The sequence below is a fragment of the Bordetella sp. FB-8 genome (genome assembly GCF_000382185.1).
GTDB lineage: Bacteria > Pseudomonadota > Gammaproteobacteria > Burkholderiales > Burkholderiaceae_B > Bordetella.
In genome coordinates, this window is record NZ_KB907784.1 from 3684521 (window position 1) to 3708986 (window position 24466).

Consider the following 24466-nt stretch of genomic DNA (forward strand, 5'->3'; position numbering starts at 1 on the left):
GGCAACTGATTGTACGGCAGGCGGGCCGCGTCCGCCCCTGCGGCGGCAGGTTTGCGACACGGTAGAATCCGCAGCACCGTTCCCACGCCCAGGGCTCATCATGGCTTTCGACGCTTCCTCGCCTTATTTCGCCGCCGCGCTTGTCGTGCTGGCCTACCTGATCGGATCGATTCCCTTCGCCGTGGTGGTAAGCCGGCTGATGGGGCTGCAGGATCCGCGCAGCTACGGGTCGAAGAACCCGGGCGCGACCAACGTGCTGCGCTCGGGCAGCAAGCCGGCCGCCGCGTTGACGCTGCTGGGCGACGCGGCCAAGGGCTGGTTCGCGCTGTGGCTGGCCCGCCACCTGGCTCCCGACCTGTCATGGCCGGTCTATGCGGCGGCGGCCCTGGCGGTGTTTCTGGGGCATCTGTATCCGGTTTCCCTGGGCTTCAAGGGGGGCAAGGGCGTGGCCACGGCGCTGGGCGTGCTGCTGGCGATACAACCCCTGCTGGCGCTGATGGTGGCGCTGACCTGGCTGGCGATGGCCGTGGTGTTCCGGTATTCGTCGCTGGCGGCGTTGATCGCCGCGGTCTGCACGCCGCTGTATTACCTGCTGGGCGCCAGGCTGGGCTGGGCGGTGCATCCGCCCGTGACCGCTGCCCTGGTGGCCGTTGCGGCGCTGCTGATCTATCGGCACAGGGCGAACATCCAACGGCTGGCCGCCGGGACCGAAAGCAGGATCGGTTCGAAGAAAAAAGCATGAGCCGGGTCCCGGCGCACGCTGGAGTCGCGCGGCCTCGGAATCAGATCGAGGTGCAATTGTGCCGCGGGGCTAGCACCTGCGGGAACGAAGGCATCGGTTCAGGCAAGCAGGCCATCGCAAGCCGTGGCGCAGGCGCCCTGCCGGATGTGCTGCACGGCCGGTAAGACCCATCGAAAAACGCCTCGGGGGGCACGATAACGCTGTCGCCCGGCTCAGGCCTCGCAAATATCGGCCAGATCCCAGCGCGGGCGCACGGTGAAAGCGTGGTTTCCCTTTTCCAGGGTCGCCAGGCCGTGTTTGACGCGCTCGGCGGCCGCAAAGGCGATCATCGCGCCGTTGTCGGTGCACAGCTCCAGCGGCGGGAAATAGGCTTGCGCCGTCAAGGGCTTGAGCGCTTGCGCCAGCTTGCTGCGCAGCAGGCTGTTGGCGCCGACGCCGCCGGCCACGACCAGACGCTTGAGGCCGGTTAGCTTGAGCGCCTTGACCGACTTGCCGATCAGGACATCGACAATGGCCGCCTGGGTGGCCGCCGACAGGTCGGCGCGGGTCTGCTCGTCCAGGCCGCCCGGCTGTCGCTCGGCCGCCTTCACGCGGGTCAGCACTGCGGTTTTCAGGCCGCTGAAGCTGAAATCCAGATCGCCGCTGTGGAGCATGGGACGCGGCAGGTCAAAGCGGGTGACGTCGCCCTGCTGGGCCAGGCGCGACAGCGCGGGACCGCCGGGGTAGCCCAGGCCCAGGAGTTTGGCGGACTTGTCGAAGGCCTCGCCGGCGGCATCGTCCAGGGTTTCGCCCAGGAGCTGGTAGCGCCCCACCCCGTCGACCCGCATGAGCTGGGTGTGCCCGCCCGAGACCAGCAGGGCGACGAAAGGGAATTCCGGGCACGGATCGGCCAGCAGCGGCGAGAGCAGATGGCCCTCGAGGTGGTGAATGGGGATGGCCGGCAGATCCAGCGACCAGGCCAGCGACTGGGCCACGCTGGCGCCCACCAGGAGCGCGCCCGCCAGCCCGGGGCCGGCGGTGTAGGCGATGGCGCCGATATCGGCCAGCGCCAGACCTGCCTGCCCCAGCACCTGGCGGGTGAGCGGCACGACGCGCCGGATGTGGTCGCGCGAGGCCAGTTCGGGCACCACCCCACCGTATTCCTGGTGCATGGCGATCTGCGTATGCAGGGCGTGCGCCAGCAAGCCGCGCTCGGTGCAGACCGCGGCGACGCCCGTTTCGTCGCAGGAACTTTCGAATCCCAGAATAATCATCGACTCGGATTTTAAACCGGTGCGAAAATACGCGCCGTCCAACCCTAAAAAAAGCCGACGACCATGTTCGAAAAAATCTTTCAACTACGCGCGCACGACACCACGGTTCGCACCGAAATCGTAGCGGGATTGACGACCTTCCTGACGATGTCCTACATCATCTTCGTCAACCCCGCCATTCTCTCGTCCACCGGCATGGACCGCAACGCGGTCTTCGTCGCCACCTGCCTGGCGGCAGCCATCGGCACACTCATCATGGCGCTGGTCGCCAACTGGCCCATCGGCATGGCGCCGGGCATGGGCCTGAACGCCTTCTTCGCCTTCACCGTGGTCAAGGGCATGGGCTACACGTGGGAACAGGCGCTGGGCGCGGTGTTCATCTCCGGCGCGATCTTCGTCGTTCTCACGCTCACCGGCGTGCGCGCCTGGCTGATCAAGGGCATCCCCAACTCGCTGCGCAGCGCCATCGCGGCCGGCATTGGACTGTTCCTGGCCATCATCGCCCTGTCCAGCGCCGACATCATCGTCGCCAACCCGGCCACCAAGGTCACGCTGGGCGACCTGAGCGCGCCGGGGCCGATCTTCGCCATCCTGGGCTTTTTCATCATCGCCGTGCTGGATGCCATGCGCGTGCGCGGCGCCATCCTGATCGGCGTGCTGTCCATCACCCTGCTGTCCATGCTGCTGGGCCACAACCAGTTCCACGGCGTGTTCGCCGCCCCGCCCAGCCTGTCGCCCACGCTGTTCAAACTGGATATCGCCGGCGCGTTGAACACGGGCTTCTTTCACGTGATCCTGGTGTTCGTGCTGGTCGAGATCTTCGATGCCACCGGTACGCTGATGGGCATCGCCAAACGCGCCGGCCTGGTCACCCCTGACCGCCCGGGCCGCTTGGGCCGCGCGCTGTTCTCGGACAGCATCGCCATCCTGTTCGGCTCCTTCCTGGGCACCAGCAGCACGACGGCCTACATCGAAAGCGCCTCGGGCGTGCAGGCGGGCGGCCGTACCGGCCTGACCGCTCTGGTGGTGGGTGTGCTGTTCCTGGCCGCGCTCTTTGTCTCGCCGCTGGCCAGCTCGGTGCCTGCCTACGCCACGGCCCCGGCCCTGCTCTACGTGGCCGGCCTGATGATGCGCGAACTGGTCGAGATCAACTGGAGCGACGTGACCGAGGCTACGCCGGCCGCGCTCACCGCCTTGATCATGCCGTTTACCTACTCTATCGCCAACGGTCTGGCCTTCGGCTTCATCAGCTACGCCGTGCTCAAGGCCTTCACCGGCCGCATCCGAGAGGTCCATGCGGCGACCTGGCTGGTGTCGGCGCTGTTCATCATCCGCTTCGCCGCGTTTCCGGGCTGAGCCATGAGCAGCGACCTGACACAGATTCCCTTGTCGGTGCTGGATCTGGCGCCCATCGTCGAAGGAAGCACGGCCGCCGATGCCTTTCGCAATACGGTGCAACTGGCCCGGCACGTCGAAGGACTGGGCTACCAGCGATTCTGGCTGGCCGAGCACCACAACATACCGGGGGTGGCCAGCAGCGCCACCGCCGTGCTCATCGGACAGGTCGCCGCACACACGAGCCGGCTGCGTGTAGGTTCGGGCGGCGTGATGCTGCCCAACCATGCGCCGCTGCTGATCGCCGAACAGTTCGGCACGCTGGAGTCGCTCTTTCCCGGCCGCATCGACCTGGGCCTGGGCCGGGCGCCCGGCAGCGACGGCCTGACCCAGCGCGCGCTGCGCCGCGGACCCCACAGCGGCATGGATTTTCCCGAGCTGCTGGAAGAGTTGCGTGGCTTTCTGGCCGAACCGCAGGTGAGCCAGGCGGTACATGCCTATCCCGGCGAAGGCCTGACCCAGATTCCCATCTGGCTGCTGGGTTCGAGCGATTTCAGCGCGCGCCTGGCGGCCGAGTTGGGCCTGCCCTTTTCCTTCGCCGGCCATTTCTCGCCCGAAGGCATGGCAGCCATGCGGCTGTACCGGCATCTCTTCAAGCCGTCCGCGACGCTGCAAAAACCCTACGCGATGGTAGGCGTGCCAGTAGTCGCGGCCGATACCGACGAACAGGCGCAGTTTCTCGCGACCACTCAGCAGCAGAAATTCCTGGGCATGGTGCGCAATCACCGCCGCCCTCTGCAGCCGCCCGTGGCCAGCATGGACGGCCTGTGGACCCCCGGAGAGCGCGAAGCGGTGGCGCAGCGCCTGGGCGCAGCGATCGTGGGCGGGCCGGACACGGTGCGCCGCGGCCTGCAAAACCTGCTTGCCGACACCCATGCAGACGAAATCATGGTCGTCTCCGACTTCTATCGCCTGGAAGATCGGCTACGCTCGTATGAAATCGTCGCGGCGCTCAAGCAGGCGAACTAATTAACCTGTTAACGTATTAGCGTGCGGGCAAGCCCGGATGTTCCGGCACGCCCGCCCCCACTTCTCATCCGCGCCCCCTGCGCGGCAAGGACAAGGCCATGAGTATCGTCGAACTGACCCAAGACACCTTCCAGGCAGCCGTGGAAAAACCCGACGGCACGCTGATCGTCGATTTCTGGGCACCCTGGTGCGGCCCCTGCCGCGGCTTCGCGCCGGTGTTCGAGAAAGCCTCCGAGGCGCATCCCGAGGTGACCTTCGCCAAGATCAACACCGATCTCGAGCAGGAACTGGCGGGCGCCCTGAACATTCGCTCGATTCCCACGCTGATGGTATTTCGCGAGCAGGTGATGCTGTTCTCGCAGCCTGGCGCCCTATCGGCAGGCCAGCTCAACGAGCTGCTCGATCAGGTCAAGAATGTCGACATGGCCCAGGTCCACCAAGAGATCGCCGAGGCGCGTGCCAAGGCCGACCAGGCCCAGAGTTAAGCGCAGCGAGGCCGCCATGGACAAGATAACCACCGAAGAACGCACCCTGCGCCTGGAACTGGCGGCCTGCTATCGCATTTTCGCGATGCTGGGCTGGACCGAGCTCATCTACAACCACATCACGCTGCGCATCCCCGGCCCGCAGCGGCATTTCCTGATCAATCCGTTTGGCCTGCACTACAGCGAGGTGACCGCCTCCAACCTGGTCAAGATCGACCTGGAAGGCCGCATCATCGGCGACTCGCAATGGCCGGTGAACCCCGCGGGCTTCACGCTGCATTCGGCCATCCACCAGGGCATCGCCGAGGCGCACTGCGTCATGCACACCCACACCACGGCGGGCTGCGCGGTGGCCAACAGCCAGGCCGGGCTGGACATGTCCAACTTCTACGCGGCCATGCTGTACGACCGCGTGGCCTATCACGACTTCGAAGGCATCACTGTGCACGCCGACGAAGGCCCGCGCGTGGTGCGCTCCATCGGCAACCGCCAGGCCGTGATCCTGCGCAATCACGGGCTGCTGGCCTGGGGCATCAATCTGCCGCAGGCCTTCAGCTACATGTGGACGCTGAACCGCGCCTGCGAGCTGCAGGTGGCCGGCGCCGCGCTGGGGCCGACCACGCCCATTCCGGTCGATATCCAGAAACAGTGCAGCCAGGACGCATTGCAATTCGACGTGCGTTTCGGCGCCGGGCGCGATTCGTTCGACGCACTGATCCGCCAGATCGACCGCATCGACGATTCCTACAAATACTGAGCAAGGGCCGGGCATGAAGATCTGCATCTACGGGCTGGGCGCCATCGGCGGCATGATGGGCGGCTGGCTCGCGGCCGCGGGCGAGGACGTCAGCGCGGTGCTGCGCCCCGGCGCCACGCTGGACGCGGTGCGCAAGAACGGCCTGACCCTGACCGAAACCGTGGACGGCGCGCCGCGCTCGCGCCAGATCGCGATACGCGCCGTCGAAGACCCGGCCGAGCTCGGCCCGCAGGACCTGGTCGTCGTCGCGGTCAAGAGCACCGCCCTGCCCGACGTGGCGCGGCGCATCGCCCCGCTGCTGGGGCCCGACACCACCGTGCTCTCGGCCATGAACGGCGTGCCGTGGTGGTTCTTTCACGGGCTGGCTCCCGAGCTGGCCGGCACGCCCCTGCCCTCGGCCGATGCCGACGGCAGCATCGCCGCCGCCATTCCCACTGCGCGCGTCCTGGGCTGCGTGGTGCACCTGTCCGCGGCCACGCCCGAACCGGGCGTGGTGCGGCTCGTGGCCGGCAAGCGCCTGATCATCGGCGAGCCCGCGGGCGGCGCCGACACGCCGCGCGCGCAAGCGGCCATCGCCGCCCTGCGCTGCGCGGGTTTCGAGATCGACGCGGCCGAGCGCATCCAGCACGACATCTGGTTCAAGCTGCTGGGCAATATGACGATCAATTCGATCTCGGCGATCACGCACGCCACGGCCGACCGCATCGTCGACGACGAACCGGTGCGCGAGTTCGCCTCGCGCTGCATGCTCGAAGCCTGGGAAATCGGCCGGCGCATCGGCATCAACATCCCCGGCACGCCGCAGGACCGCCATGCCGTCACGCGCAAGCTGGGGGCGTTTCGGACGTCGATGCTGCAGGATGTCGAATCGAACCGCAAGATAGAACTCGATGCGCTGGTCGGCACCGTGCGCGATATTGCCCGGCACGTGAAGTTCGAAACGCCGAATATCGATGCGCTGTTCGGCCTGACGCGACTGTATGCGCGCTCGCTGGGGCTGTACGACTGATACGGACTCCTGAACCGCTACGCGGGTTCGAGTCTCGCTCGCTCCCCTGCTTGCAAGGGGATACGAGGAATATCAAGCACTGAATAGACCAGAGTTCTTGGGCATTCTGGTCCTGTTCAGCTCATGCAGCATATGTCCGCGGCAGTCCGTTTTCGACCCGTATCGGTCATTCGGCGATCCTAAGACGCAACCCTGCGCACCTGCCATTGCTTTGGCGATAAAATGAACGAGCCGAAACACACTTTGTGTCTCTCAGAGGTGGCCTCCTGAGACTGATGATGGCGGGCTATGTTTATCTTTGTTTTGACCCCACGAGTTTTATTGTGGGATTTGTCACTTCGGAGTTAATTGCTTGGCTGTCTACATTCAGTGGAAAGGAGGGATTGCTTATGGTGAAGAAGGCTATTAATGAGGTAGTCGCATCTGCAATACGCATCAAAAGGCGTTTCATCGCGTTTTGGGAGGCCCACCTCCCTTCCAGGGATACCTTGCTGAAGAGCCCGTGCAAGTCGGGCGAAAAGAAGAGTGGGACTTCACGCTACGCAAAGTCGTTATTCCATTAGTGGTGTCTGAGAAGATCTATTCGACGATCATCGGGAAAGCCCCCGGATCTAGTGTTTGGGAACCACTTAAGAGGTACTCGAAGAAGCGATTCATGATGACCCACGAACGACGCACAACTTCTGAGGTCACTGTTCCTGGTGTGTATCCAGGGTGACCGTGGCGATGATTTTTTGATGTGTCTGTAATGAACCTCAAATAGTCTTCGCCGATTCGCAGTGTCGTTCTGAATTGCTCCCAAGCTACACCGTCCTTCGTACCTGGCTTTACAACCAAATGCTTCAGCCTATCCATCGATCGAGCGCATTCCACGGGTGAGACATGGGGTAACGAAATGGCAGTGATCAACTCGCGTAGCGCCATAAAGAGCTGCGGATTTTTTATGACTTCTGCACATACCTTTCCAAATCCATCTTCAAGCGTGTAGGCCGTACAAATTTTTGAAAGTGCATCGTCCGTTTGTGCAATCGATAATTTTTCGCCATCAGGTTCAATACGTGTTTCAAGAATGACACTTACCCCCCAGCCCTTCCTGAATCCAACCAGATCAACCATGGCTCGGCACAAATCTAGTGCGCGGCGATAGATTTCAGGCCAGAGCTCAGATCTCCATTCTTCTAGCTGGCAAATAACCTCCACGTTCGAATTTTTAATTTCGATTTGAAATTCGAGTGTGATGTTGGATTCTTCCATTTTCCAGTTTATAGGGCCAGGAAAATATACAGATACCTTAAGAGATTCTGGTAAGACACGGCCAGCAATACGTATTATTTGCATAGTCTAGAGTAAGCGCCCGGCGAACCCGTCTTGACGGTTGAGTTCAGGCGGCAGGTTGCCGCCGATGCGGCAACAGATCGCCGATCAAATGGTTTTTCTGAGTCGGTAGACGGTTGAGCACGTCCTTGAGGTAAGCATAGGGATCATGCCCGTTCAGTCGTGCCGACTGGATCAGGCTCATGATCGCGGCCGCGCGCTGGCCGCCGCGCAGCGATCCCGCAAACAACCAGTTCGAGCGTCCGATAGCCCAAGGCCGGATCTGGTTCTCGACCCAGTTGTTGTCGATCGGTGCATGGCCGTCGTCGAGATAGCGCGTAAGCGCCTCCCAACGCTTGAGGCTGTAGTCGATGGCGCGGGCCGTGCCCGAGCCATCGGGCACGCGCAGGCGCTGCGCGATCAACCAGCGATGCAGCGTATCGGCGATCGGTTTGGCTTGTTCCTGGCGTCGTGTTCGCCTTCGATCAGGATCGAAGTGTTGCGCCTCGCGCTCCACCCCGTACAGTGCCCCGAACAACTCCAGCGCCTCGCCGGCGATCTGGCTCTGATGGTTAGCGTGCAGTTCGTGGAACTTACGCCGGGCATGAGCCATGCAGCCGAGTTCCGTGATCCCCGCCGCGAAGCCCGCCTTGTAGCCCGAGTAGTCGTCGGTCACCAGCTTGCCGCGCCAGTCATCCAGGAATGTGCGGCAGTGCTCGCCCGCGCGACTGGGCGTAAAGTCGTAGAGCACCGCCCGCAGGCTGTCGTAGGCCGTTGGCGTGTAGGCCCACAGGTAGGCCCGATGCGTCTTGCCGTTGCCGGGCTTGAGCATCTGCACCGGCGTCTCGTCGGCATGCAGCACGCCCCGCTCGAGCACCTCGGCCTTGAGCGCATCGACCAGCGGCTGCAAGCGCAGCCCGCAGATGCCGACCCACTGGCCCAGAGTCGAGCGCGGCAGCGCCAGACCCGCACGGCTAAAGATCCCTTCCTGGCGATACAGCGGCAGGTGATCGGCGTACTTGGCCACCAGCACCTGGGCCAACAGGCCCGCGGTGGGGATGCCCTTGTCGATGATCTGCGCGGGGATCGGTGCCTGGACCAGCGTCTCGCAGTGCTGGCACACCCACTTGCCCCGGATGTGGTGCTCGACGGTAAAGATGCCGGGCGTGTAGTCCAGCCGATCGCTCGTGTCCTGGCCGATGCGTTGCAGGGTGCAGCCGCAGCGGCACGTCGTGGACTCGGGTTCGTGGTGGATCTCGGTGCGCGGCAACGACGACGGCAGGCGCATGCGGCGCGGTTGCTGACGCTCGACGGGGTGGCCGGCCACCTTCTCACGGATGGCATCGAGTTCTTCCTCGATGCTCGCCATGTCCGCGTCCATCGTCTCTTCCAGCAGGCTGCCTTGCGCGGCATCGAGCTGTTCGCTGCGACGCCCGTAGCGCCAGCGCTTATAGAGCGCCAGTTCCTGCGTCAGTTGGTCAATGTGCGTCTGCTTGTGCAGCAGGACTTGCAATTGGCGGGCTTGCTCGGCTTCGTGACGAGCAATGGCTTCATCTTTGCGTATCTGTTCGGCTTCGTGCTGCGCGATCGCTTCATCTTTACGCGCCAGCGTGCCCATCAACTCGGCCGCCAGCGCACGCAGTTGTTGCGCGTCCAGATCGTCCAGGGAAGGAGCTGCCGTGTTCATGGGTGCAAGTATCGCCCAGCCTCAGAGCCGGCACCATTGGCGTCTTGCCCGATTGCCCTTCGCTACAGCACCGATATCGTGCCCGCCTGACCCACGTGTTGCCATGGCAGGCCCAGCACCAGAGCTTGCCACTGTTCGGCATCCAGGCCCACCTGCGGGCCGTGAAGCTCTGTCGCCCAAGTGAACTTGCCTCGGTTCAAGCGCCGCGCCGCCAGCCACACACCGATGCCATCATGCACCAGCACCTTCATGCGGTTGGCGCGCTTGTTCGTAAAGCAGTAGGCATGATGCGGGCGGGCTGCGCCGAACACCGCTACCACGCGCGCCAGGGCCTTGTCGGCACCGGCACGCATGTCCAACGGCTGCGTTGCCAGCCAGATCGCATCGACGCGGATCACTTCAACCACTCGCTCAGCCAGGCCGCGCAGGCGATCGCGTCGCTGGCAGGCCAACGTACAGAGACTTGCACGCCGCCTCGCCTGATCTCCAGTTCTATCGGCTGCCCCACCCCTTGCGTCCGGCCTGCCGGCACCACCGACACAAAGGCCGGCTCAGAACCTGCTCGCGCTTGGGCAATTCTCAGCCATTTATGCACCAGGTTCGCGTTCAGGCCATGCGTCAGCGCCACGCTGGCGATCGAGGATTGCGGTTCGCCGCACTCGGCCACAACTTGGGCCTTGAACGCCTTGGGATATGTCCGCCGTTGGCGAACCACGCTTAATTCTGTCCTTGCCATGGTGTCCACCTAAAAGAGGTGGACACTAGCCGACAACAAAACTACAGAAAAGATGGGTTCGCCGGGCGCTTACAGTCTAGAAACCGATAAGGCCTGTTCAATATTCGTCGTAGCGGAGAAATCGTAGCCCAACTCATAAAGGACGGTCGCTTTTCTTTGCGCCGGACGCTCACACTAGCTTGGCATCACTCAAAAAGAATGACAGCGATGAAATGAAGATTGTCTTGACCATCCTCAAAGTAAAGATTGGGGACATACCGGATCTTCTTATCGTAATTATTGAATACCTTGTTGTAGTCAGGGTTGTCTTCTAAGGCGCTAGACTGACGTTTGACGGAGTAAGTCCTCGTATCCTCATGAGAGTAGGCGACCTCCCCTTGGTCGTTCCTGTAGAAACAACGAAACGCTTGGCCGTTTGCCAGTGGCTTTAGTGCGAGAAGATTTTCACTTGTAAGAGTAATGAACTCCGCAGCTCCTATTACTTTATCCAGATGCGCCTGGTTGAGGCTAGCGCCTCTGACCATTCTCGTCCATGTCGAGCACAGACATGCAAGAAAATCGTCCTTTTTCAGGCCAAACTCGATAAAGGCGTAATAGGTGAGTAGCAGGGTCAGCTTCTCAATGCGGGTGGATAGAAGAGGATGCTCACCAGACGGTATGGTGATGACATCGCCATGCGCTATCGCATCGCGAATTTTCCTGAGTCTGACAAGAGCAGCCGAAGACAAATTGATAATTTTGACTATGTCGGGGTCGGTCTGAGAGATGACAATCTCAGTTTTTTCTTGGAGTGTGTATTCACGACTCTGGAACACCGAGCCGGCTAAAGCTTTCACCCCTAGAACCTGCTCGTTGGTCAGAGAAAACTTATTCTCGTCTAGTTTTTCGTGAAAACGCTTGACTGCCTTTGTGGGTATGGCGAGATCTTTCTTGCCAAGATTTTGTGTTTGGGATGATACGTAAGCTTCCCAGAGGGTGACATAGCCTAGGACCTTGTATTCCCAGAAATCCTTGTATCGCTTCATCCCTGATAGTCGCAACCAAAGCGGATCGCGCAACTCTGAGGCAAAGAAGTTCTGGACTATCGTCTGCCAGTTGGCTTCAAAGATGGGTTTTTTGAGGAAATAATCATGACTTTCCTTCTTGCGTGTGCCAGCTTCCGCTTCAGGCTCATAATACGGAAAGAAGACGTAGCCCGAACTGCCGTGATCAGACTTTACGCCAACACTCGAAATTGAAGCGGGCGAGCCCAGAAGGATGCTCAATAAAGCCAGCAAGTCGGTCGTGTATCTTCGCACCTTACTTATGCTCAAGGGCATGGTGCTCTCAATGCTGAAGAAGACCGAATCTTTAATTAAATGACCATCGTTTGTCTGGTCGATGCTGGTATGCGGATAAGCTTTGATCGTGAGGTTCTTTTCATCAAGCATCAAACTCGCATTTATCTCGTGAGGTGTATTAATCCATTCGATCTTTGCTCCTGGCTTACCCTGCATACGCTGATATTCAAAAAACCAGGGGGATATATCAAGAACTTCGACTTCTACCAGAACGAAGGCATCGGTTGCCTCCATGCTAACGATGTAGTCGCACGAGAGAAATAACTGTTCAAACTGGCAGTTAAAGAGAGTGAAGTGCTGACCATCCTCGGTGATTGCGTGAACCTCATCAAGTGTTTGGCAATCAATGGGTTTGAGTGTGCTCAGTCTGAATTGCAGGGTTGTGCCTTTACCCGGTCCAAAGGTAAGCCTGCCATCGCCTAATTGCCCAAGAGTGGGATGAGTTGCCGTTACGTTGTAGCTATAGTCTTGAGTAAAGACGATTTTGGATCTCATGTTTTTAGCGGACTATTGCTCTTTGATGGTCAATGTGAGTCTTGGTATCGATTTTCTCGTCTATTTAAACATTATTTTCTGATGGAGGAGCCAAGGATGCCGCGATTTCATAAGTTCGATATCGCACGCTCACAGCTTGTCACAGCAACTGAAATATTCTTTAATCAACAAAATTTCTCGGCTGTAATCACGCTTGCCGGTGCTGCAAGCGGCATACTTGACGAGCTTGTTAGACGCGAAGGAAAGGAGCCCTTTGTGGATTACATGTGTCGTATTCATAGAGAGCTAGCTGGCGCGACACCGGCAAGACAGTCTGCCCACCATCACATCGAGAATCGACTGGGCATCAGCGCTCACAAACATCTCTCTCACAACGACACACCCACAGTCCAACTTGACTTGGAGAGACTAGCCACAGATGCGCTAGTGCGCGCTATTAGCGACTACATAGCTCTGAAAGGACAAGATGAAGCGTTCGTCAAGGCCGTACTGCAATGGGTCTGGAAAAATTCTGACGGTGAGGCGATGATGGAACAGTATCGAGCAGTTCCTATGAGACAAAGGCCGAGAACATGACAGTCCGAGAATATACTCGTCTGCAACTAGCGGAATGTCAGCTTCAGGCGGCTATTGGTCTATTCATTTCTGGTCGTGACCGCTTTGCCGTGATTACTCTTGCTGGAGCAGCCGACGTAATCTTGTCCCAGCTTGCATTTAATAAAGATAAATCCAACTTCACAGACGCTTTAATTAAGCAGGAAATTTGCAACGGCGGCGCAGAACGTACTCGTGCAGAGCATGGACGCGCAATTAACGACGTTCTGTTCATCAACGATATGAAGCATATGGACAAGGAAGAAGATGGGTTCGTTGATATGGACCCTGAGGAATGCGCGTTCGGAGCAATTATGAAGGCAATGGTTAATTACATTGCCATTGTGGGGCGCAAGCATCCTAATGTTGCTGCATTCTTACTTTGGGTTGGTAGAAACATGGATCCGAAAAAGTACAACTTGAGCAGTGATCCAAACTTGAAGCACGAGGACGCACAGAACCCGTAACGCAGCTGATGACACAATAGATGTGAAAATGGTCTGTTCCCGAATGTAGACCGACCGTTCGTGCGTCCTCATAGGCACTCAAGCGAACGACCGAAAATGGCCGCACTCCGACCGATAAGGCCGGCTCTAGTTCGTCGTCGCGCAGAGGTTGCAACCCGACCCATTTGCGCCGGTCGCGAACGGTCGTTCTGGGGAATCTCACACTCCGAGCAAGATCGGCAGTTTTTCAAGTACGGATTGGCGACGGCTTGATCTTCACCCGGATCAGCGTGCGCGCCCTGCCGGCCACGCCGTGGCTGGTCCGTTTGGGTCGGATCCGTATCCACTTGGCGCAGCAGAAGGCGCTTGGGACGGATCGGTTTCGTTCAGTGGGGTGAAGTGAGGACCGGCTGATTCGCTGCCGGGCGGCCGGCAGGTCATCCGCCGATAGCTCCAAAAATATCGCTGATACCTTCTGGCTTCAACGACACGCTGGGCAGTCCGCGAGTGCTGCCGATAAATGGTCCGCGAACGCACGTACCTTGGCGGCGCGGCGGCGTTCGGGCGGGCTCACCAGGTTGATCGGCAATGGCCTGGGCTGCCAGCCCGCAAGCAGAATCTGCACATCGCCGCTGGCGATCAAGTCCTGAAAAAGCCAGGTCGGCGCATAGGCAATGCCCAAACCATCCACGACAGCCGTCCGCAAGATCTCCTCTGAATTCGTCTGCAAGGGCCCCTCGACGCGCACGGAAGCCGTAGACCCGTCGGGAGTACTGAAATCCCAAAGATTCCGGGTGCGCAGTTCCGTGTAGACGATGCACGGGTGGGCCTGCAGGTCTGCCGGGATCTGCGGTGCCGGCCGCTGCGCCGTCATGGACGCAATAAACGACCGACTCGCGAGCACGGCCAGCCGGGTGGTGCCGATGCGCCGCGCGACCAGCGTACTGTCGGCGAGGTTGCCGATGCGTACGGCGACGTCGATGCCCTGCTCGACCAGGTCGATGAAGCCGTCATTGAGCCTGAAATCGACTTTGACACTGGGGTGGGCGGTGAGAAACGAATGCACGTGCGGTCGCAGCACACGCGTGCCGAATCCGGCCGAAGCGGCCACTCGGAGCCAGCCGGTGAGTTGCTGCTCGCCCCGGCGCAACTGGTTCTCGGCCTCCATCACCTCGGCGACCAGCCGTCGGGCGTCTTCGAAATAACGTTCGCCGTCGTCGGTGAGCGAGAGCATTCGCGTCGTTCGCGTCAGCAGCTTGGCACCCAGATGCCGCTCCAGAGCCGCCACCTGTTTGCTCACGGCGCTCTGGGTGCTGGACTGTTCCCGCGCCACGGCCGAGAAGCTGCCCGTTTCCACGACGCGCACAAAAGTGTGCATGGCAGACATGCGATCCACGGGCCGCTCCTATTAATTCCAGATTGGAATCTATGTTAGGCCAAATTCCAGTCTACCGGCAATCCCGTTCATCAATCATAGTTCACTCCACCGATTCATCACTGCCACTGGAGTCCACCATGAACACCGTAACCGTACCTACCTACGAACAAGTCTCGCCCGCCAACCAGGCCATCTTCGACGGCATAAAGAAGAAGTTCGGCTTCGTCCCGAACCTGTTTGCCACCTTCGCGCATTCGGAGACCGCGCTGGCGACGTACCTGGCGCTCAATAGCGCCAAGAGTTCGCTGAGCCCGAAGGCGCGCGAGGTCATCAACCTCGTGGTCAGCCAGGTCAACAACTGCGCCTATTGCCTCGCAGCGCACACCGCGGTTGGCAGCATGCTTGGCTATACGCCCGACCAGATCCTGGAGATTCGCGGCGGTGGCGTGTCATTTGATCCGCGCCTGGATGCGCTGGCCAGGCTTGTGCGCAACATCGCGCTCGAGCGTGGACACGCCGATCCCGCCTTGGTGCAGGCCTTCTTCGCGGCCGGCTGGACGCAAGCAAACCTGGTGGACGCGATCGTCGCCGTCGGCGACAAGATGATCACCAACTTCCTGCACGCCACCACCCTGGTGCCGGTGGATTTTCCTGCCGCGCCCCCGCTGAACCGCTGAAATCCTGGCAGGCCTCGGGAACTGGCCAGCGCTGCATGTCGACCAAGACCGGGGTCCCGGCGCAAGTCGATTGCATCTGGGCAGACCTGAGCGCGGGTCGGCCGTGATCGGCGGACTTGCCGACATTCATACACCCTGCAACTGGAGTAATAACCATGACCCAAAACGATGACAAGCACGAGACGACGCCTCCCTGGGATGCCGCGTCGGTAAACCTGACCTCGAAAGAGATGGCACCCGGCGTATTTGCGGTGATGCCTGACGACGTATTCGTCAAGGATCACGTCGCTACGACTGGGGGCTTTGTCATCGGCGAACGAAGCGTCCTGGTGGTCGAAGCCATGTTGAACGGCGATCTCGCTTCCCAGCTCATCGGACTGGTTCGCAAGGAAACTTCGAAGCCGATTCGCTTCCTGGTCAACACCAGCTATCACGGCGACCACGCCTACGGGAACTACGTGTTTCCGGAAAGCACCGTGGTCATCCATCATCCCGCGACCAAGCGCTACATGGACGAGAATTTTGAAGAGGATCGCCGCTTCATGCTCGGCCTCATGGGCAAAGGCAAGGGTATCGAGCGGGTGCAGTCGCGCAGCGCCGACATTACGGTGTCGGACCTCATCAGTGTCGATCTTGGCGGTCGAACGGTCGAGATTCGTCACTTTGGATTTGCGCAAACGCCAGGCGACCTGGTGATCTGGACGCCAGATGCGAAGGTCCTGTGGGTCGGCAACATGATCCAGGCCCCGTCTCCGGCGCTCCCGTGGCTTCTTGAAGGGCGTCACCGGGACACGATCGAGACGCTGACGAAGGTTCGCGACTTCCTCCCCGAAGACGCGACGATCATTCCGGGACACGGCCGCCCCATGCGACCTGCGGATATCGACTTTCCGATTCGGTATCTGCGCGAGCTCGATGCTGCGGTCAGTGCAGCCATCGCCGCGGGGGGATCGGTCCAAGCCACGCTCGAGGCAGCCGGCATGTCCCACTACGGCCAATACAGCCTGTTCGACTGGGCGCACAACTCGGTCAACGTGCCCGCCGCGTATGAGGCTATTCGACACTCTGCCAAGTAGAGAGCGCGCCGTGCCCTGCCATGCGAACACCCATGGCAGGGCATTCCACGCTTGAACAGGAATGAGATGGCCGGCGATACCAAGAACGCACGCAATCAGAAGCTATGAGGTCATCTGTGCGGCCGGTCCAGGCACTATCAGCCCGTCTTTGGAAGTCATGCACCGCGCTCTGATAAGTTCCGCTACGCGCTGCGCTTGATCGCGCCTGAGCGGGTTCTGCGTGACATACAGAAAGGTCAGCTCGCGTGAGATTGCCCGCAATCCATCGGCAACCGGGCAAATCGCAAGCTCTCCGCGCTCGATGTACGGGGAAACCAGGCGGAGCGACTCCAGGGCGACGCCGCTTCCGTCCAGCAGTGACGCTACGACGTGCGCAGTACGGTTGAAATGCAGTCTTTTCGTTGAAGTCGCCACGATCCTGTTCAAGGTCAGCCAGTTATCCCACGATACCGGCGCGGCATCGTTCACGAGCAGCGGAATTGTCGAGAAATCCTTGACGTGAGTCAGCCTGGCTGCGACATCCGGTCGGCTGACCGGCGTGTACACATCCACTCCCAGGCTTTCCAGATCGGCATGCTGCGGCGCATGCTTGCCATACAGGATCGCGACGTCAAAATTTCTGAAGGACGATGAGCCGGGAACTTCTTCGGAAATAAGCCGGATTTCTGACGCTTCGAGCGAAAGCAATTCGTGAATGACCGGGGTCAGCAGCCCCAGTATGGCCGGTGGGCTGATGATCGAGATCGGCGCAGGGTGGCTCGGCCGCACGGATTCGAGTCCGACCCGCATGTGCTCGATGCCGATCTCGACCTCGCGCAACAGCCTGCCGCCCTCCTCGCTCAAAAGAACGCGATTGCCCAGCCGTTCGAACAGCCGGCATCCGAGTCGATCCTCCAGTTTCCGGATCGACTGGCTGACGGCGCTGGTCGTCAAAGACAGCGCGATCGCCGCCTGGCGGAACGACTGAAGTCTTCCTGCCTCGGCGAACACCTCCAGGCTGCTCAAAGGAACGGGAAGTCGAATCATTGCACCCGCTTTTTAGAAAACAAGATTAAATCCAGCTAAACCTCAGGTTTAAATTTACGCGATTTACACGAATGGGGGTGGCATCTTAAGGTTTAACCAGAATTAATATTTCCAAAAACTTGACATGACAACGCCCAACTCCTCTCTGCCGGTCAGTGTCGTAACGGGCGCCGCGCGCGGCATCGGACTTGCCACCGTTCGTTGGTTCCTGGCTCACGGCCATCGGGTGGCCATGCTCGACATCGATGCCGAGGAACTCGCAAAGGCCGCACTCGAATATCAAGATGACAAGCGCGTACTCGCGCTGCCCTGCGACGTGTCCAACCCCGAGCAAGTGCAGTCGACTATGGCGCGGATCGAGGCGCACTTTGGCCGCATCGACGCCCTGGTGAACAATGCCGGCGTTGCGGTGTTCAAGCCTTTGGGCGAGACCTCGTTCGAGGAGTGGCGCTACGTGATGGCGACAAACCTGGACGGCGCCTTCCTTTGCGCGCAAGCCTGCGTACCGGCGATGTTGAAGAACGGCGGCGGGTCGATCGTCAATATCGCGTCGATCTCGGGATTGCGCGCCAGCACCTTGCGCGTCGCCTACGGCACCAGCAAGGCCGCGCTCATCCACCTTACCCGCCAGCAGGCGGTCGAATTCGGAACCATGGGAATCCGGGTCAACGCCATCGCGCCGGGTCCCGTCGAAACCGAGATGGCCAAGCAGGTCCATTCGCCGGCAATCCGGGCCGACTATCACGACAGCATTCCGCTTGGCCGCTATGGCACCATGGAAGAAATTGCCTCGGCAATCGGCTATTTATGCGCATCGGATGCCAGCTATGTGAATGGCCAGGTGCTCGCCGTCGACGGCGGATTCGATGCGGCGGGCGTCGGGTTGCCGACTCTGCGCCGTGAAGCCGGTAAAGGCCAGCTGCCTTGAAGTCTTACTTAGGCCACTGAACAGTCATGCAACGGGCCTGATCAGCCCGTCTCAACCTCCCACTGCCCGCGCCCGCGGGTGATGTTGGCCACGGCCTGCTCCAGTTCGGCCAGTTGCGTGCGCGGCACCTCCAGCGCGAGCGCCGCGCCGTGCTCGTCGAAATGCTCTTCGAGCACCGTCACGCCCATGCCCGCCAGGCGGGCATGCAGCAGGGCCAGCTCGGCAAAGTCGCAGCGGCAATGCGCCACGGCGGTGTCGATCAACTCCACCCGCTGGCCCAGCCGCAGGCAGTTGGCCGCGCAGCCGCCGTAGGCGCGCACCAGGCCACCCGCCCCCAGCTTGATGCCGCCGTACCAGCGCACCACCAGCACGGCCACGCGATCGAACCCCTGGCCGTCGATGGCGCGCAAAATGGGCTGCCCTGCCGTGCCGCCCGGCTCGCCGTCGTCGTTGAAGCGGTATGCGTTGCCGATGCGATAAGCCCAGCAATTGTGCGTGGCGGCCGGGTCCCCGTGGCGCGCGAACAGGGCCATGGCCTCGGCCACCAATGACACCGGCCCGGCATAGGCGAGGAAGCGGCTTTTCTTGATGTCTTCCTCGTGGGTGCAAAGCGCGGCCAGCGTATGCGTCATGGCTGCCCCGCCACCTGGTGCAGGATGTCGATGAATTCGCGCATCGAGCGGGACGGCACTTCGCCCTTGCGCGTGATCACGCCGTAATCGGGCATGGTGTCGCGAATGGGAACCGGGATGCGGCCCAGCAGTGCTTTGTCCACATATTTTTCGACGATGGCCTGCGGCTGCATCGACAGCATGGGCGTGGCCTGCAGCAGCTCGAAGGCCGAAAAAAAAGACGGCGTCTCGACCGTTCCCGCGGGCACCACCAGGCCGGCCGATGCGAAAGTCTCCTCGAACAACTGGCGCAGCGCCGTGGCGGGCGGATACAGAATCCAGGGCCAGTCCACCAGCGCGCCCAGATCCGGGCCCGCCCGATCGGACAGCAGCGGGTGATGCGCGCCGGCGACGATCCAGACCGTCTCGCCCGCGAGCGTTTCGTAGTCGTAGAGCGACTGATGCCGCGTCTGGGTGAAGCGCCCCAGCATGATGTCGAGTTTTTTCTCTTCCAGCCAGACGATGAGCTGGTCGCTGCTCTGCTCGAGCACCTTCACCACCAGCAAGGGCCGCAGGCGGTGGATCTCCTGGATCGCCTCGGTCATCAGCCGCGCCGCCGAGCCGGAGATCGCCCCGACCGTCACATGCCCATGACCGCCGCGCTTGAGCGTCTCGAACTCGCTCACGAAGCGGCTGCCCTCGGCCATCGTGGCGCGCGCATAGCGCAGCACGAACAGTCCCAGATCGGACGGCCGCATGTCGCGCGGCAGCCGCTCGAACAGGCGCGCGCCAAAGATCGCCTCGATGTCCGCCAGGGTCTTGGTGGCCGCCGGCTGGGTGACGTGCATTTGCTCGGCGGTGATGCGCAAGTTGCGCACGCGGCCCAGGATGTCCAGAAACTGCAGGTGCCGAAAGCGCAGGGACGCGCACACCTGATCCCAGGACAAAGCGGTGTTTTTTTCGATCATGGCTGCGTGACTCATAACAAATTGGAATGGAATTTAGCAAATATTTGATTGGATTTTGATGAGTACCACTCCTACAGTGCGGCAAATATCAAACACAACAAGCTGGAGACAAACAATGGCAGGTTCCTTGCCCTTGGCCGCCGCGCAAACGCTGCCCGCCGATCTGTACGCGGGAACGCTGGTAGGCCGCGCCTGGGTACCCGAGCAGTCTGGCAGGCCGGCAGGCCCGGCCGTGGTGGCCCTACGCGACGACGGCGTCTACGACATCAGCGCCGCCGCCCCGACGATGACCGCCCTGCTGGAATCCCTCGATCCGGTCGCGCGCGCGCGGCAGACGCCCGGCCGGCGCATCGGCGCATTGGACGATCTGCTGGCCAACAGCGCCGCCGGCCCGCTCGACCGCAGCCGCCCCTGGCTGCTCGCACCCTGCGATCTGCAGGTCATCAAGGCGGCCGGCGTGACCTTCGCCACCAGCATGATCGAGCGCGTCATTGAAGAACGCGCCAAGGGCGACCCCGCAGGGGCAGCCCGGATTCGCGAACACATCCTGGGCAACATCGGCAACCTGGCCGATATCAAGCCCGGCACCGAACAGGCCGCCGAACTCAAGAACCTGCTGATCCGGCAGGATCTCTGGTCGCAATACTTGGAAGTGGGCATCGGCCCCGATGCCGAGATCTTCACCAAGGCGCCGGTGCTGTCGGCGCTGGGCACCGGCGCCGACATCGGCCTGCACCCCGGATCCGACTGGAACAACCCCGAGCCCGAGGTCGTGCTGTCGGTCAATAGCCGCGGTCAGGTGCGGGGCGCGATGCTGGGCAACGACGTCAATCTGCGCGATTTCGAGGGCCGCAGCGCCCTGCTGCTGAGCAAGGCCAAGGACAACAACGGTTCGTGCGCGCTCGGCCCCTTCCTGCGCCTGTTCGACCAGACCTTCGGCCTGGACGATGTACGCAAGGAAATCGTGCGCCTGCGCGTGGAAGGCGAGGAGGGTTTCGTGCTCGAAGGCACCAGCTCGATGGACCAGATCACGCGCGACCCCCTGGACCTGGTCGGGCAGACCCTGAACGCAAGCCATCAATATCCCGATGGCTTCGTACTCTTTCTGGGCACCCTGTTCGCGCCGATCCAGGATCGCGGCGCGCCCGGCGCCGGCTTCACCCACAAAGAAGGGGATCTGGTGCGCATATCCAGCCTCAGGCTGGGCACGCTCAGCAATCGCGTCAGCCGCAGCGACCGGATCCCGCCCTGGTCGTTCGGCCTGAGCGCCCTCATGGCCAACCTGGCCGAGCGCGGACTGTTGTTTTCACCCGCATAACAAAGCAAAGGAGACAAAGCATGACGAATACGACAGCCGGCACGGTTCCGGCCGGGCGCTGGTGGCGCATCATCCCGCCCGCCATCCTGGTCTATATCTTTTCCTTCATGGACCGCACCAACATCGGCTTTGCCATGGCCGGCGGCATGAACGAAGCGCTGCACATCACGCCCTGGCTTTCCGGGCTGGCGGCGGGCATCTTTTTCATCGGCTATGTGCTGCTGCAAGTGCCGGGCGGCCATCTGGCCGAGCATCGCAGCGCCAAGAACTTCATCGGCCTGTCGATCCTGGCCTGGGGCGGCCTGTCCATTCTGTGCGGATTCGTGCAGGACTCCACCCAGCTGATCGCGGTGCGCTTTCTGATCGGCGTGGCCGAAGGCGGCGTCTGGCCGGCCATCTTCGTCATCCTGACCCACTGGTTCCCGAACGAAGAGCGCGGGCGCGCCAATTCGTACTTCATCATGAACATCGCCATCGCGTCCATCATCACCGGACCGTTGTCGGGCTGGATCATCAGCCAGTGGGGCTGGCGCTCCGTATTCATCGCCGAAGGCATTTTGTCGCTGCTGCTCATCCTGGTCTGGTATCCCTTGATCAGCGATACGCCCGACCGGGCCAAATGGATTTCGCGCGAGGAGCGCGACTACCTGAACGCCAGGCTCGCCGACGAGCAGCGCCAGTTGCAGGCTCAGGGCAGCAAGCCCTCGTACGGCGTGATGCTGCGCGACGGCAACCTCTGGAAGCTGGTCCTGGTGTACTTCTGCTACCAGACCGGCATCTACGGTTTTTCGCTGTGGCTGCCCACGCTGCTGCAGAACCTGACCAAGTCCGGCATGACCGAAGTCGGCCTGCTGTCGATGTTTCCCTACATCGCCATGCTCGCGGGCCTGTACTACTTCGGCCGGCGCTCGGACACCAGCGGCAACCGGCGCCGCTACGTGGCCCAGCCCATCATCGGGTTCGCCGTCTGCTTCCTGCTCTCCACGCTGCTCAAGGAAAACGTCTGGGTCTCGTTCGCCCTGCTGGTGGCCTGCGGCGTCTTCATGCAGTCGGCCTCGCCGATCTTCTGGACCATGCCGCCCATCCTGTTCCCCGCGGAAGTGGCCGGCGGCGCGCGCGGCCTGATCAATGCCCTGGGCAATCTGGGCGGATTCCTCGGCCCCTTCGCGGTAGGCTGGCTGCACTCGGCCTTCAACAGCTATGCGGCCGGCATCTACTTCCTGGTGGCCATGCTGCTGATCGGCTTTCTGCTGACCTTGAGCTTGCCGAAAAAGACCGCGGGCCCGGCCTGATCCGGCCCGTTCGAATCCGAGGGCGACACGAATGTCCAGACAACCCAAGAAACCCTTCCGCTCGCGCGAGTGGTTCGCCGCGCCGCACCGCTCCGACATGGCCGCGCTGTATCTCGAGCGCTTCATGAACTATGGGCTGACGCCTGACGAGCTGCGTTCGGGCCGCCCCATCGTCGGCATCGCGCAGACCGGCAGCGACCTGTCGCCCTGCAACCGCATCCACCTGGAGCTGGCCCAGCGCACGCGCGACGGCATACGCGACGCGGGCGGCGTCCCGATCGAGTTTCCCGTCCACCCCATCTTCGAGAACTGCCGCCGCCCCACGGCCGCGCTGGACCGCAACCTGGCCTATCTGGGCCTGGTGGAAGTGCTTTACGGCTACCCCATCGACGCGGTGGTGCTCACCACCGGCTGCGACAAGACCACGCCGGCCTGCGTCATGGCGGCCAGCGCCGTCGACATACCCGCCATCGTCCTGTCGGGCGGCCCCATGCTCGACGGCTGGCATGACGGCGAGTTGGCCGGTTCAGGCACGGTGATCTGGAAGAACCGGCGCAAGCTGGCCGCCGGGGAAATCGACGAGGACGAGTTCCTGCGGCGCGCCTGCGACAGCGCCCCGTCCGCGGGCCACTGCAACACCATGGGCACGGCCTCGACCATGAACGCCGTGGCCGAGGCGCTGGGCCTGTCGCTGACCGGCTGCGCCGCCATTCCCGCCCCGTATCGCGAACGCGGGCAGATGGCCTATGAGACGGGTCGGCGCATCGTCGAGATGGCCTACGAAGACCTGCGCCCGTCGCAGATCCTCACGCGCGAGAGTTTTCTCAACGCGCTGTCGGTGGTCACCTGCGCGGGCGGCTCAAGCAACGCGCAGGTGCACATCATGGCCATGGCCCGGCATGCCGGCGTCGAGCTCGTTGCGGGCGACTGGAGCGGCCACGCCTACGACCTGCCGCTGCTGGTCAATATGCAGCCGGCCGGCAAGTACCTGGGCGAGCGATTCTTCCGCGCCGGCGGCGTACCCGCGGTGATGTGGGAGCTGCACAACGCAGGCAAGCTGCACGGCGAGTGCATGAGCGTCACCGGCAACACGCTCGCCGAGAACCTGCAAGGACGCGAGTCCCGCGACCGAGAAGTCATCTGGCCCTACGCCGAACCGATGATGGAAAAGGCCGGCTTCCTGGGGTTGAGCGGCAATCTCTTTGACTTCGGCATCATGAAGACTTCGGTGATTTCCGAGAACTTTCGCAAGCAGTACCTGAGCCATCCCGGCCAGGAGGGCGTATTCGAGGTGCGCGCCGTGGTGTTCGACGGCTCGGACGATTATCACGAGCGCATCAACGACCCGGCGCTGGACATCGACGAATCCTGCATCCTGGTCATGCGCGGGGCGGGTCCGCTGGGCTGGCCCGGCTCGGCCGAGGTGGTCAACATGCAGCCGCCCGACGCCCTGATACAGCGCGGCGTCATGACCCTGCCCACCCTGGGCGACGGCCGCCAGTCGGGCACCTCCGACAGCCCATCGATCCTGAACGTGTCGCCCGAGAGCGCCGCGGGCGGCGGCCTGTCCTGGCTGCAGACCGGCGACATCATCCGCATCGATCTGAACGCGGGGTCGTGCAATGCGCTGGTCAGCGAAGCGGAAATCGCGCGGCGCAAGCGCACGCAGCCGGCCCCGCCCATTCCCGAGAGCCATTCGCCGTGGGAAGAGCTGTTCCGCGAAAAGACCGGACAGCTGTCCGAGGGCGCCACGCTGGAATTCGCGCTGAAGTACCGTGGGATTGCGCGCAAGACGCCGCGGCATAACCATTGAGCGTCTTTTGATTGGACGGCTGCGGGTTCTCGATCCGCCTGCGAGGTATCGGACCGCGCCCCGCAGGCTCCCGGTGCGGCAAGCTCGGGCGCCTGTGAAACTCAATCCTGCTGAGGCCTCATCCGTAGCGATCCCGCACGCGCTGCAACCGCGGCGG

The 24466-nt window shown here is 61.9% G+C and carries 24 protein-coding genes; 14 read left to right on the plus strand and 10 right to left on the minus strand.

The window, feature by feature from the left end:
* The first annotated feature begins 100 nt into the window (after positions 1-100).
* Positions 101-742, plus strand: a complete 642-nt coding sequence (gene plsY, locus H143_RS0117555; protein ID WP_019939571.1) for a glycerol-3-phosphate 1-O-acyltransferase PlsY — start codon at positions 101-103, stop codon at positions 740-742.
* A 212-nt stretch (positions 743-954) separates the two neighbouring features.
* Here plsY and tsaD read toward each other — a convergent pair whose 3' ends face one another.
* On the minus strand, positions 955-1995 hold the full coding sequence (gene tsaD / locus H143_RS0117560) for a tRNA (adenosine(37)-N6)-threonylcarbamoyltransferase complex transferase subunit TsaD (RefSeq protein WP_019939572.1): 1041 nt from the start codon (positions 1993-1995) through the stop codon (positions 955-957).
* A 63-nt stretch (positions 1996-2058) separates the two neighbouring features.
* Between tsaD and H143_RS0117565 the strand changes: the two genes are divergently transcribed.
* The 5 genes from H143_RS0117565 to H143_RS0117585 all read left to right on the plus strand — a co-directional run bounded on the left by H143_RS0117565 (position 2059) and on the right by H143_RS0117585 (position 6610).
* Positions 2059-3351: an NCS2 family permease gene (locus H143_RS0117565; protein WP_019939573.1), complete on the plus strand. Its 1293-nt coding sequence runs from the start codon at positions 2059-2061 to the stop codon at positions 3349-3351.
* A 3-nt stretch (positions 3352-3354) separates the two neighbouring features.
* Positions 3355-4359 carry an LLM class flavin-dependent oxidoreductase gene (locus H143_RS0117570; protein WP_019939574.1) on the plus strand — a complete coding sequence of 335 codons (1005 nt, stop codon included), beginning with the start codon at positions 3355-3357 and terminating at the stop codon, positions 4357-4359.
* A 98-nt stretch (positions 4360-4457) separates the two neighbouring features.
* Positions 4458-4844 carry a thioredoxin gene (gene trxA / locus H143_RS0117575; RefSeq protein ID WP_019939575.1) on the plus strand — a complete coding sequence of 129 codons (387 nt, stop codon included), beginning with the start codon at positions 4458-4460 and terminating at the stop codon, positions 4842-4844.
* On the plus strand, positions 4774-5601 hold the full coding sequence (locus H143_RS0117580; protein WP_155803430.1) for a class II aldolase/adducin family protein: 828 nt from the start codon (positions 4774-4776) through the stop codon (positions 5599-5601). The genes trxA and H143_RS0117580 overlap by 71 nt, the downstream gene beginning before the upstream one ends.
* 13 nt (positions 5602-5614) lie before the next feature.
* Positions 5615-6610, plus strand: a complete 996-nt coding sequence (locus tag H143_RS0117585; protein ID WP_019939577.1) for a 2-dehydropantoate 2-reductase — start codon at positions 5615-5617, stop codon at positions 6608-6610.
* Positions 6611-7189: 579 nt separating this feature from the next.
* Here H143_RS0117585 and H143_RS22565 read toward each other — a convergent pair.
* The 5 genes from H143_RS22565 to H143_RS0117610 all read right to left on the minus strand — a co-directional run bounded on the left by H143_RS22565 (position 7190) and on the right by H143_RS0117610 (position 12182).
* Complete coding sequence (locus tag H143_RS22565) at positions 7190-7864, minus strand: hypothetical protein (protein ID WP_155803431.1); 675 nt, start codon at positions 7862-7864, stop codon at positions 7190-7192.
* Between the two features lie 127 nt (positions 7865-7991).
* The gene (locus H143_RS0117595; RefSeq protein ID WP_019939579.1) at positions 7992-9611 is read right to left on the minus strand and encodes an IS66 family transposase; all 1620 of its coding nucleotides are present in this window, start codon (positions 9609-9611) and stop codon (positions 7992-7994) included.
* Between the two features lie 62 nt (positions 9612-9673).
* Positions 9674-10018 (minus strand): IS66 family insertion sequence element accessory protein TnpB, encoded by a 345-nt coding sequence (gene tnpB, locus H143_RS0117600; protein ID WP_155803432.1) that lies wholly within the window; start codon positions 10016-10018, stop codon positions 9674-9676.
* Complete coding sequence (locus H143_RS0117605; protein WP_155803433.1) at positions 10006-10347, minus strand: transposase; 342 nt, start codon at positions 10345-10347, stop codon at positions 10006-10008. Before H143_RS0117605 ends, tnpB begins: the two co-directional genes overlap by 13 nt.
* Positions 10348-10532: 185 nt before the next feature.
* A complete protein-coding gene (locus H143_RS0117610; RefSeq protein ID WP_019939582.1) occupies positions 10533-12182 on the minus strand; it encodes a HEPN domain-containing protein in 1650 nt (549 codons plus the stop codon).
* On the opposite strand from H143_RS0117610, the gene H143_RS0117615 reads away from it, so the two are divergent.
* Complete coding sequence (locus H143_RS0117615; RefSeq protein ID WP_155803434.1) at positions 12156-12758, plus strand: hypothetical protein; 603 nt, start codon at positions 12156-12158, stop codon at positions 12756-12758. The two genes, H143_RS0117610 and H143_RS0117615, sit on opposite strands and share 27 nt — an antisense overlap.
* A complete protein-coding gene (locus H143_RS0117620) occupies positions 12755-13243 on the plus strand; it encodes a hypothetical protein (RefSeq protein ID WP_019939584.1) in 489 nt (162 codons plus the stop codon). The genes H143_RS0117615 and H143_RS0117620 overlap by 4 nt, the downstream gene beginning before the upstream one ends.
* Positions 13244-13703: 460 nt before the next feature.
* Here H143_RS0117620 and H143_RS0117625 read toward each other — a convergent pair whose 3' ends face one another.
* Complete coding sequence (locus H143_RS0117625; RefSeq protein ID WP_019939585.1) at positions 13704-14609, minus strand: LysR family transcriptional regulator; 906 nt, start codon at positions 14607-14609, stop codon at positions 13704-13706.
* A gap of 128 nt (positions 14610-14737) precedes the next feature.
* Between H143_RS0117625 and H143_RS0117630 the strand changes: the two genes are divergently transcribed.
* Positions 14738-15277, plus strand: a complete 540-nt coding sequence (locus H143_RS0117630; protein WP_019939586.1) for a carboxymuconolactone decarboxylase family protein — start codon at positions 14738-14740, stop codon at positions 15275-15277.
* Between the two features lie 155 nt (positions 15278-15432).
* Positions 15433-16353: an MBL fold metallo-hydrolase gene (locus tag H143_RS0117635; RefSeq protein WP_019939587.1), complete on the plus strand. Its 921-nt coding sequence runs from the start codon at positions 15433-15435 to the stop codon at positions 16351-16353.
* A gap of 102 nt (positions 16354-16455) precedes the next feature.
* Here the strand turns inward: H143_RS0117635 and H143_RS0117640 are convergent, their stop codons facing one another.
* Positions 16456-17379 (minus strand): LysR family transcriptional regulator, encoded by a 924-nt coding sequence (locus H143_RS0117640; protein ID WP_019939588.1) that lies wholly within the window; start codon positions 17377-17379, stop codon positions 16456-16458.
* Between the two features lie 124 nt (positions 17380-17503).
* Between H143_RS0117640 and H143_RS0117645 the strand changes: the two genes are divergently transcribed.
* On the plus strand, positions 17504-18307 hold the full coding sequence (locus H143_RS0117645; protein ID WP_019939589.1) for an SDR family NAD(P)-dependent oxidoreductase: 804 nt from the start codon (positions 17504-17506) through the stop codon (positions 18305-18307).
* 41 nt (positions 18308-18348) lie between these two features.
* Here the strand turns inward: H143_RS0117645 and H143_RS0117650 are convergent, their stop codons facing one another.
* Together H143_RS0117650 and H143_RS0117655 are read right to left on the minus strand one after the other, a co-directional pair.
* Positions 18349-18939 (minus strand): YigZ family protein, encoded by a 591-nt coding sequence (locus H143_RS0117650; RefSeq protein ID WP_019939590.1) that lies wholly within the window; start codon positions 18937-18939, stop codon positions 18349-18351.
* A complete protein-coding gene (locus H143_RS0117655; RefSeq protein WP_019939591.1) occupies positions 18936-19886 on the minus strand; it encodes a LysR family transcriptional regulator in 951 nt (316 codons plus the stop codon). Before H143_RS0117655 ends, H143_RS0117650 begins: the two co-directional genes overlap by 4 nt.
* A gap of 115 nt (positions 19887-20001) precedes the next feature.
* On the opposite strand from H143_RS0117655, the gene H143_RS0117660 reads away from it, so the two are divergent.
* The 3 genes from H143_RS0117660 to H143_RS0117670 are packed head-to-tail and all read left to right on the plus strand — an operon-like array spanning position 20002 to position 24309.
* Entirely contained in the window at positions 20002-21204 is a 1203-nt protein-coding gene (locus H143_RS0117660) for a fumarylacetoacetate hydrolase family protein (RefSeq protein WP_019939592.1), read from the plus strand.
* Positions 21205-21224: 20 nt separating this feature from the next.
* On the plus strand, positions 21225-22496 hold the full coding sequence (locus tag H143_RS0117665; protein WP_019939593.1) for an MFS transporter: 1272 nt from the start codon (positions 21225-21227) through the stop codon (positions 22494-22496).
* A gap of 31 nt (positions 22497-22527) precedes the next feature.
* Positions 22528-24309: an IlvD/Edd family dehydratase gene (locus H143_RS0117670; RefSeq protein ID WP_019939594.1), complete on the plus strand. Its 1782-nt coding sequence runs from the start codon at positions 22528-22530 to the stop codon at positions 24307-24309.
* Positions 24310-24466 lie beyond the last annotated feature (157 nt).

Bases quoted from the DNA above. Each gene is read 5' to 3' on its own strand.
- H143_RS0117655 (WP_019939591.1), bottom strand. From the start codon at position 19,886: ATGATCGAAAAAAACACCGCTTTGTCCTGGGATCAGGTGTGCGCGTCC.
- H143_RS0117630 (WP_019939586.1), top strand. From the start codon at position 14,738: ATGAACACCGTAACCGTACCTACCTACGAACAAGTCTCGCCCGCCAAC.
- tsaD (WP_019939572.1), bottom strand. From the start codon at position 1,995: ATGATTATTCTGGGATTCGAAAGTTCCTGCGACGAAACGGGCGTCGCC.
- H143_RS0117640 (WP_019939588.1), bottom strand. From the start codon at position 17,379: ATGATTCGACTTCCCGTTCCTTTGAGCAGCCTGGAGGTGTTCGCCGAG.
- H143_RS0117625 (WP_019939585.1), bottom strand. From the start codon at position 14,609: ATGTCTGCCATGCACACTTTTGTGCGCGTCGTGGAAACGGGCAGCTTC.
- H143_RS0117570 (WP_019939574.1), top strand. From the start codon at position 3,355: ATGAGCAGCGACCTGACACAGATTCCCTTGTCGGTGCTGGATCTGGCG.
- H143_RS0117565 (WP_019939573.1), top strand. From the start codon at position 2,059: ATGTTCGAAAAAATCTTTCAACTACGCGCGCACGACACCACGGTTCGC.
- trxA (WP_019939575.1), top strand. From the start codon at position 4,458: ATGAGTATCGTCGAACTGACCCAAGACACCTTCCAGGCAGCCGTGGAA.
- H143_RS22565 (WP_155803431.1), bottom strand. From the start codon at position 7,864: ATGGAAGAATCCAACATCACACTCGAATTTCAAATCGAAATTAAAAAT.
- H143_RS0117660 (WP_019939592.1), top strand. From the start codon at position 20,002: ATGGCAGGTTCCTTGCCCTTGGCCGCCGCGCAAACGCTGCCCGCCGAT.
- H143_RS0117610 (WP_019939582.1), bottom strand. From the start codon at position 12,182: ATGAGATCCAAAATCGTCTTTACTCAAGACTATAGCTACAACGTAACG.
- H143_RS0117665 (WP_019939593.1), top strand. From the start codon at position 21,225: ATGACGAATACGACAGCCGGCACGGTTCCGGCCGGGCGCTGGTGGCGC.
- H143_RS0117580 (WP_155803430.1), top strand. From the start codon at position 4,774: ATGTCGACATGGCCCAGGTCCACCAAGAGATCGCCGAGGCGCGTGCCA.
- H143_RS0117670 (WP_019939594.1), top strand. From the start codon at position 22,528: ATGTCCAGACAACCCAAGAAACCCTTCCGCTCGCGCGAGTGGTTCGCC.
- H143_RS0117645 (WP_019939589.1), top strand. From the start codon at position 17,504: ATGACAACGCCCAACTCCTCTCTGCCGGTCAGTGTCGTAACGGGCGCC.
- plsY (WP_019939571.1), top strand. From the start codon at position 101: ATGGCTTTCGACGCTTCCTCGCCTTATTTCGCCGCCGCGCTTGTCGTG.
- H143_RS0117585 (WP_019939577.1), top strand. From the start codon at position 5,615: ATGAAGATCTGCATCTACGGGCTGGGCGCCATCGGCGGCATGATGGGC.
- H143_RS0117650 (WP_019939590.1), bottom strand. From the start codon at position 18,939: ATGACGCATACGCTGGCCGCGCTTTGCACCCACGAGGAAGACATCAAG.
- H143_RS0117635 (WP_019939587.1), top strand. From the start codon at position 15,433: ATGACCCAAAACGATGACAAGCACGAGACGACGCCTCCCTGGGATGCC.
- H143_RS0117595 (WP_019939579.1), bottom strand. From the start codon at position 9,611: ATGAACACGGCAGCTCCTTCCCTGGACGATCTGGACGCGCAACAACTG.
- H143_RS0117620 (WP_019939584.1), top strand. From the start codon at position 12,755: ATGACAGTCCGAGAATATACTCGTCTGCAACTAGCGGAATGTCAGCTT.
- H143_RS0117605 (WP_155803433.1), bottom strand. From the start codon at position 10,347: ATGGCAAGGACAGAATTAAGCGTGGTTCGCCAACGGCGGACATATCCC.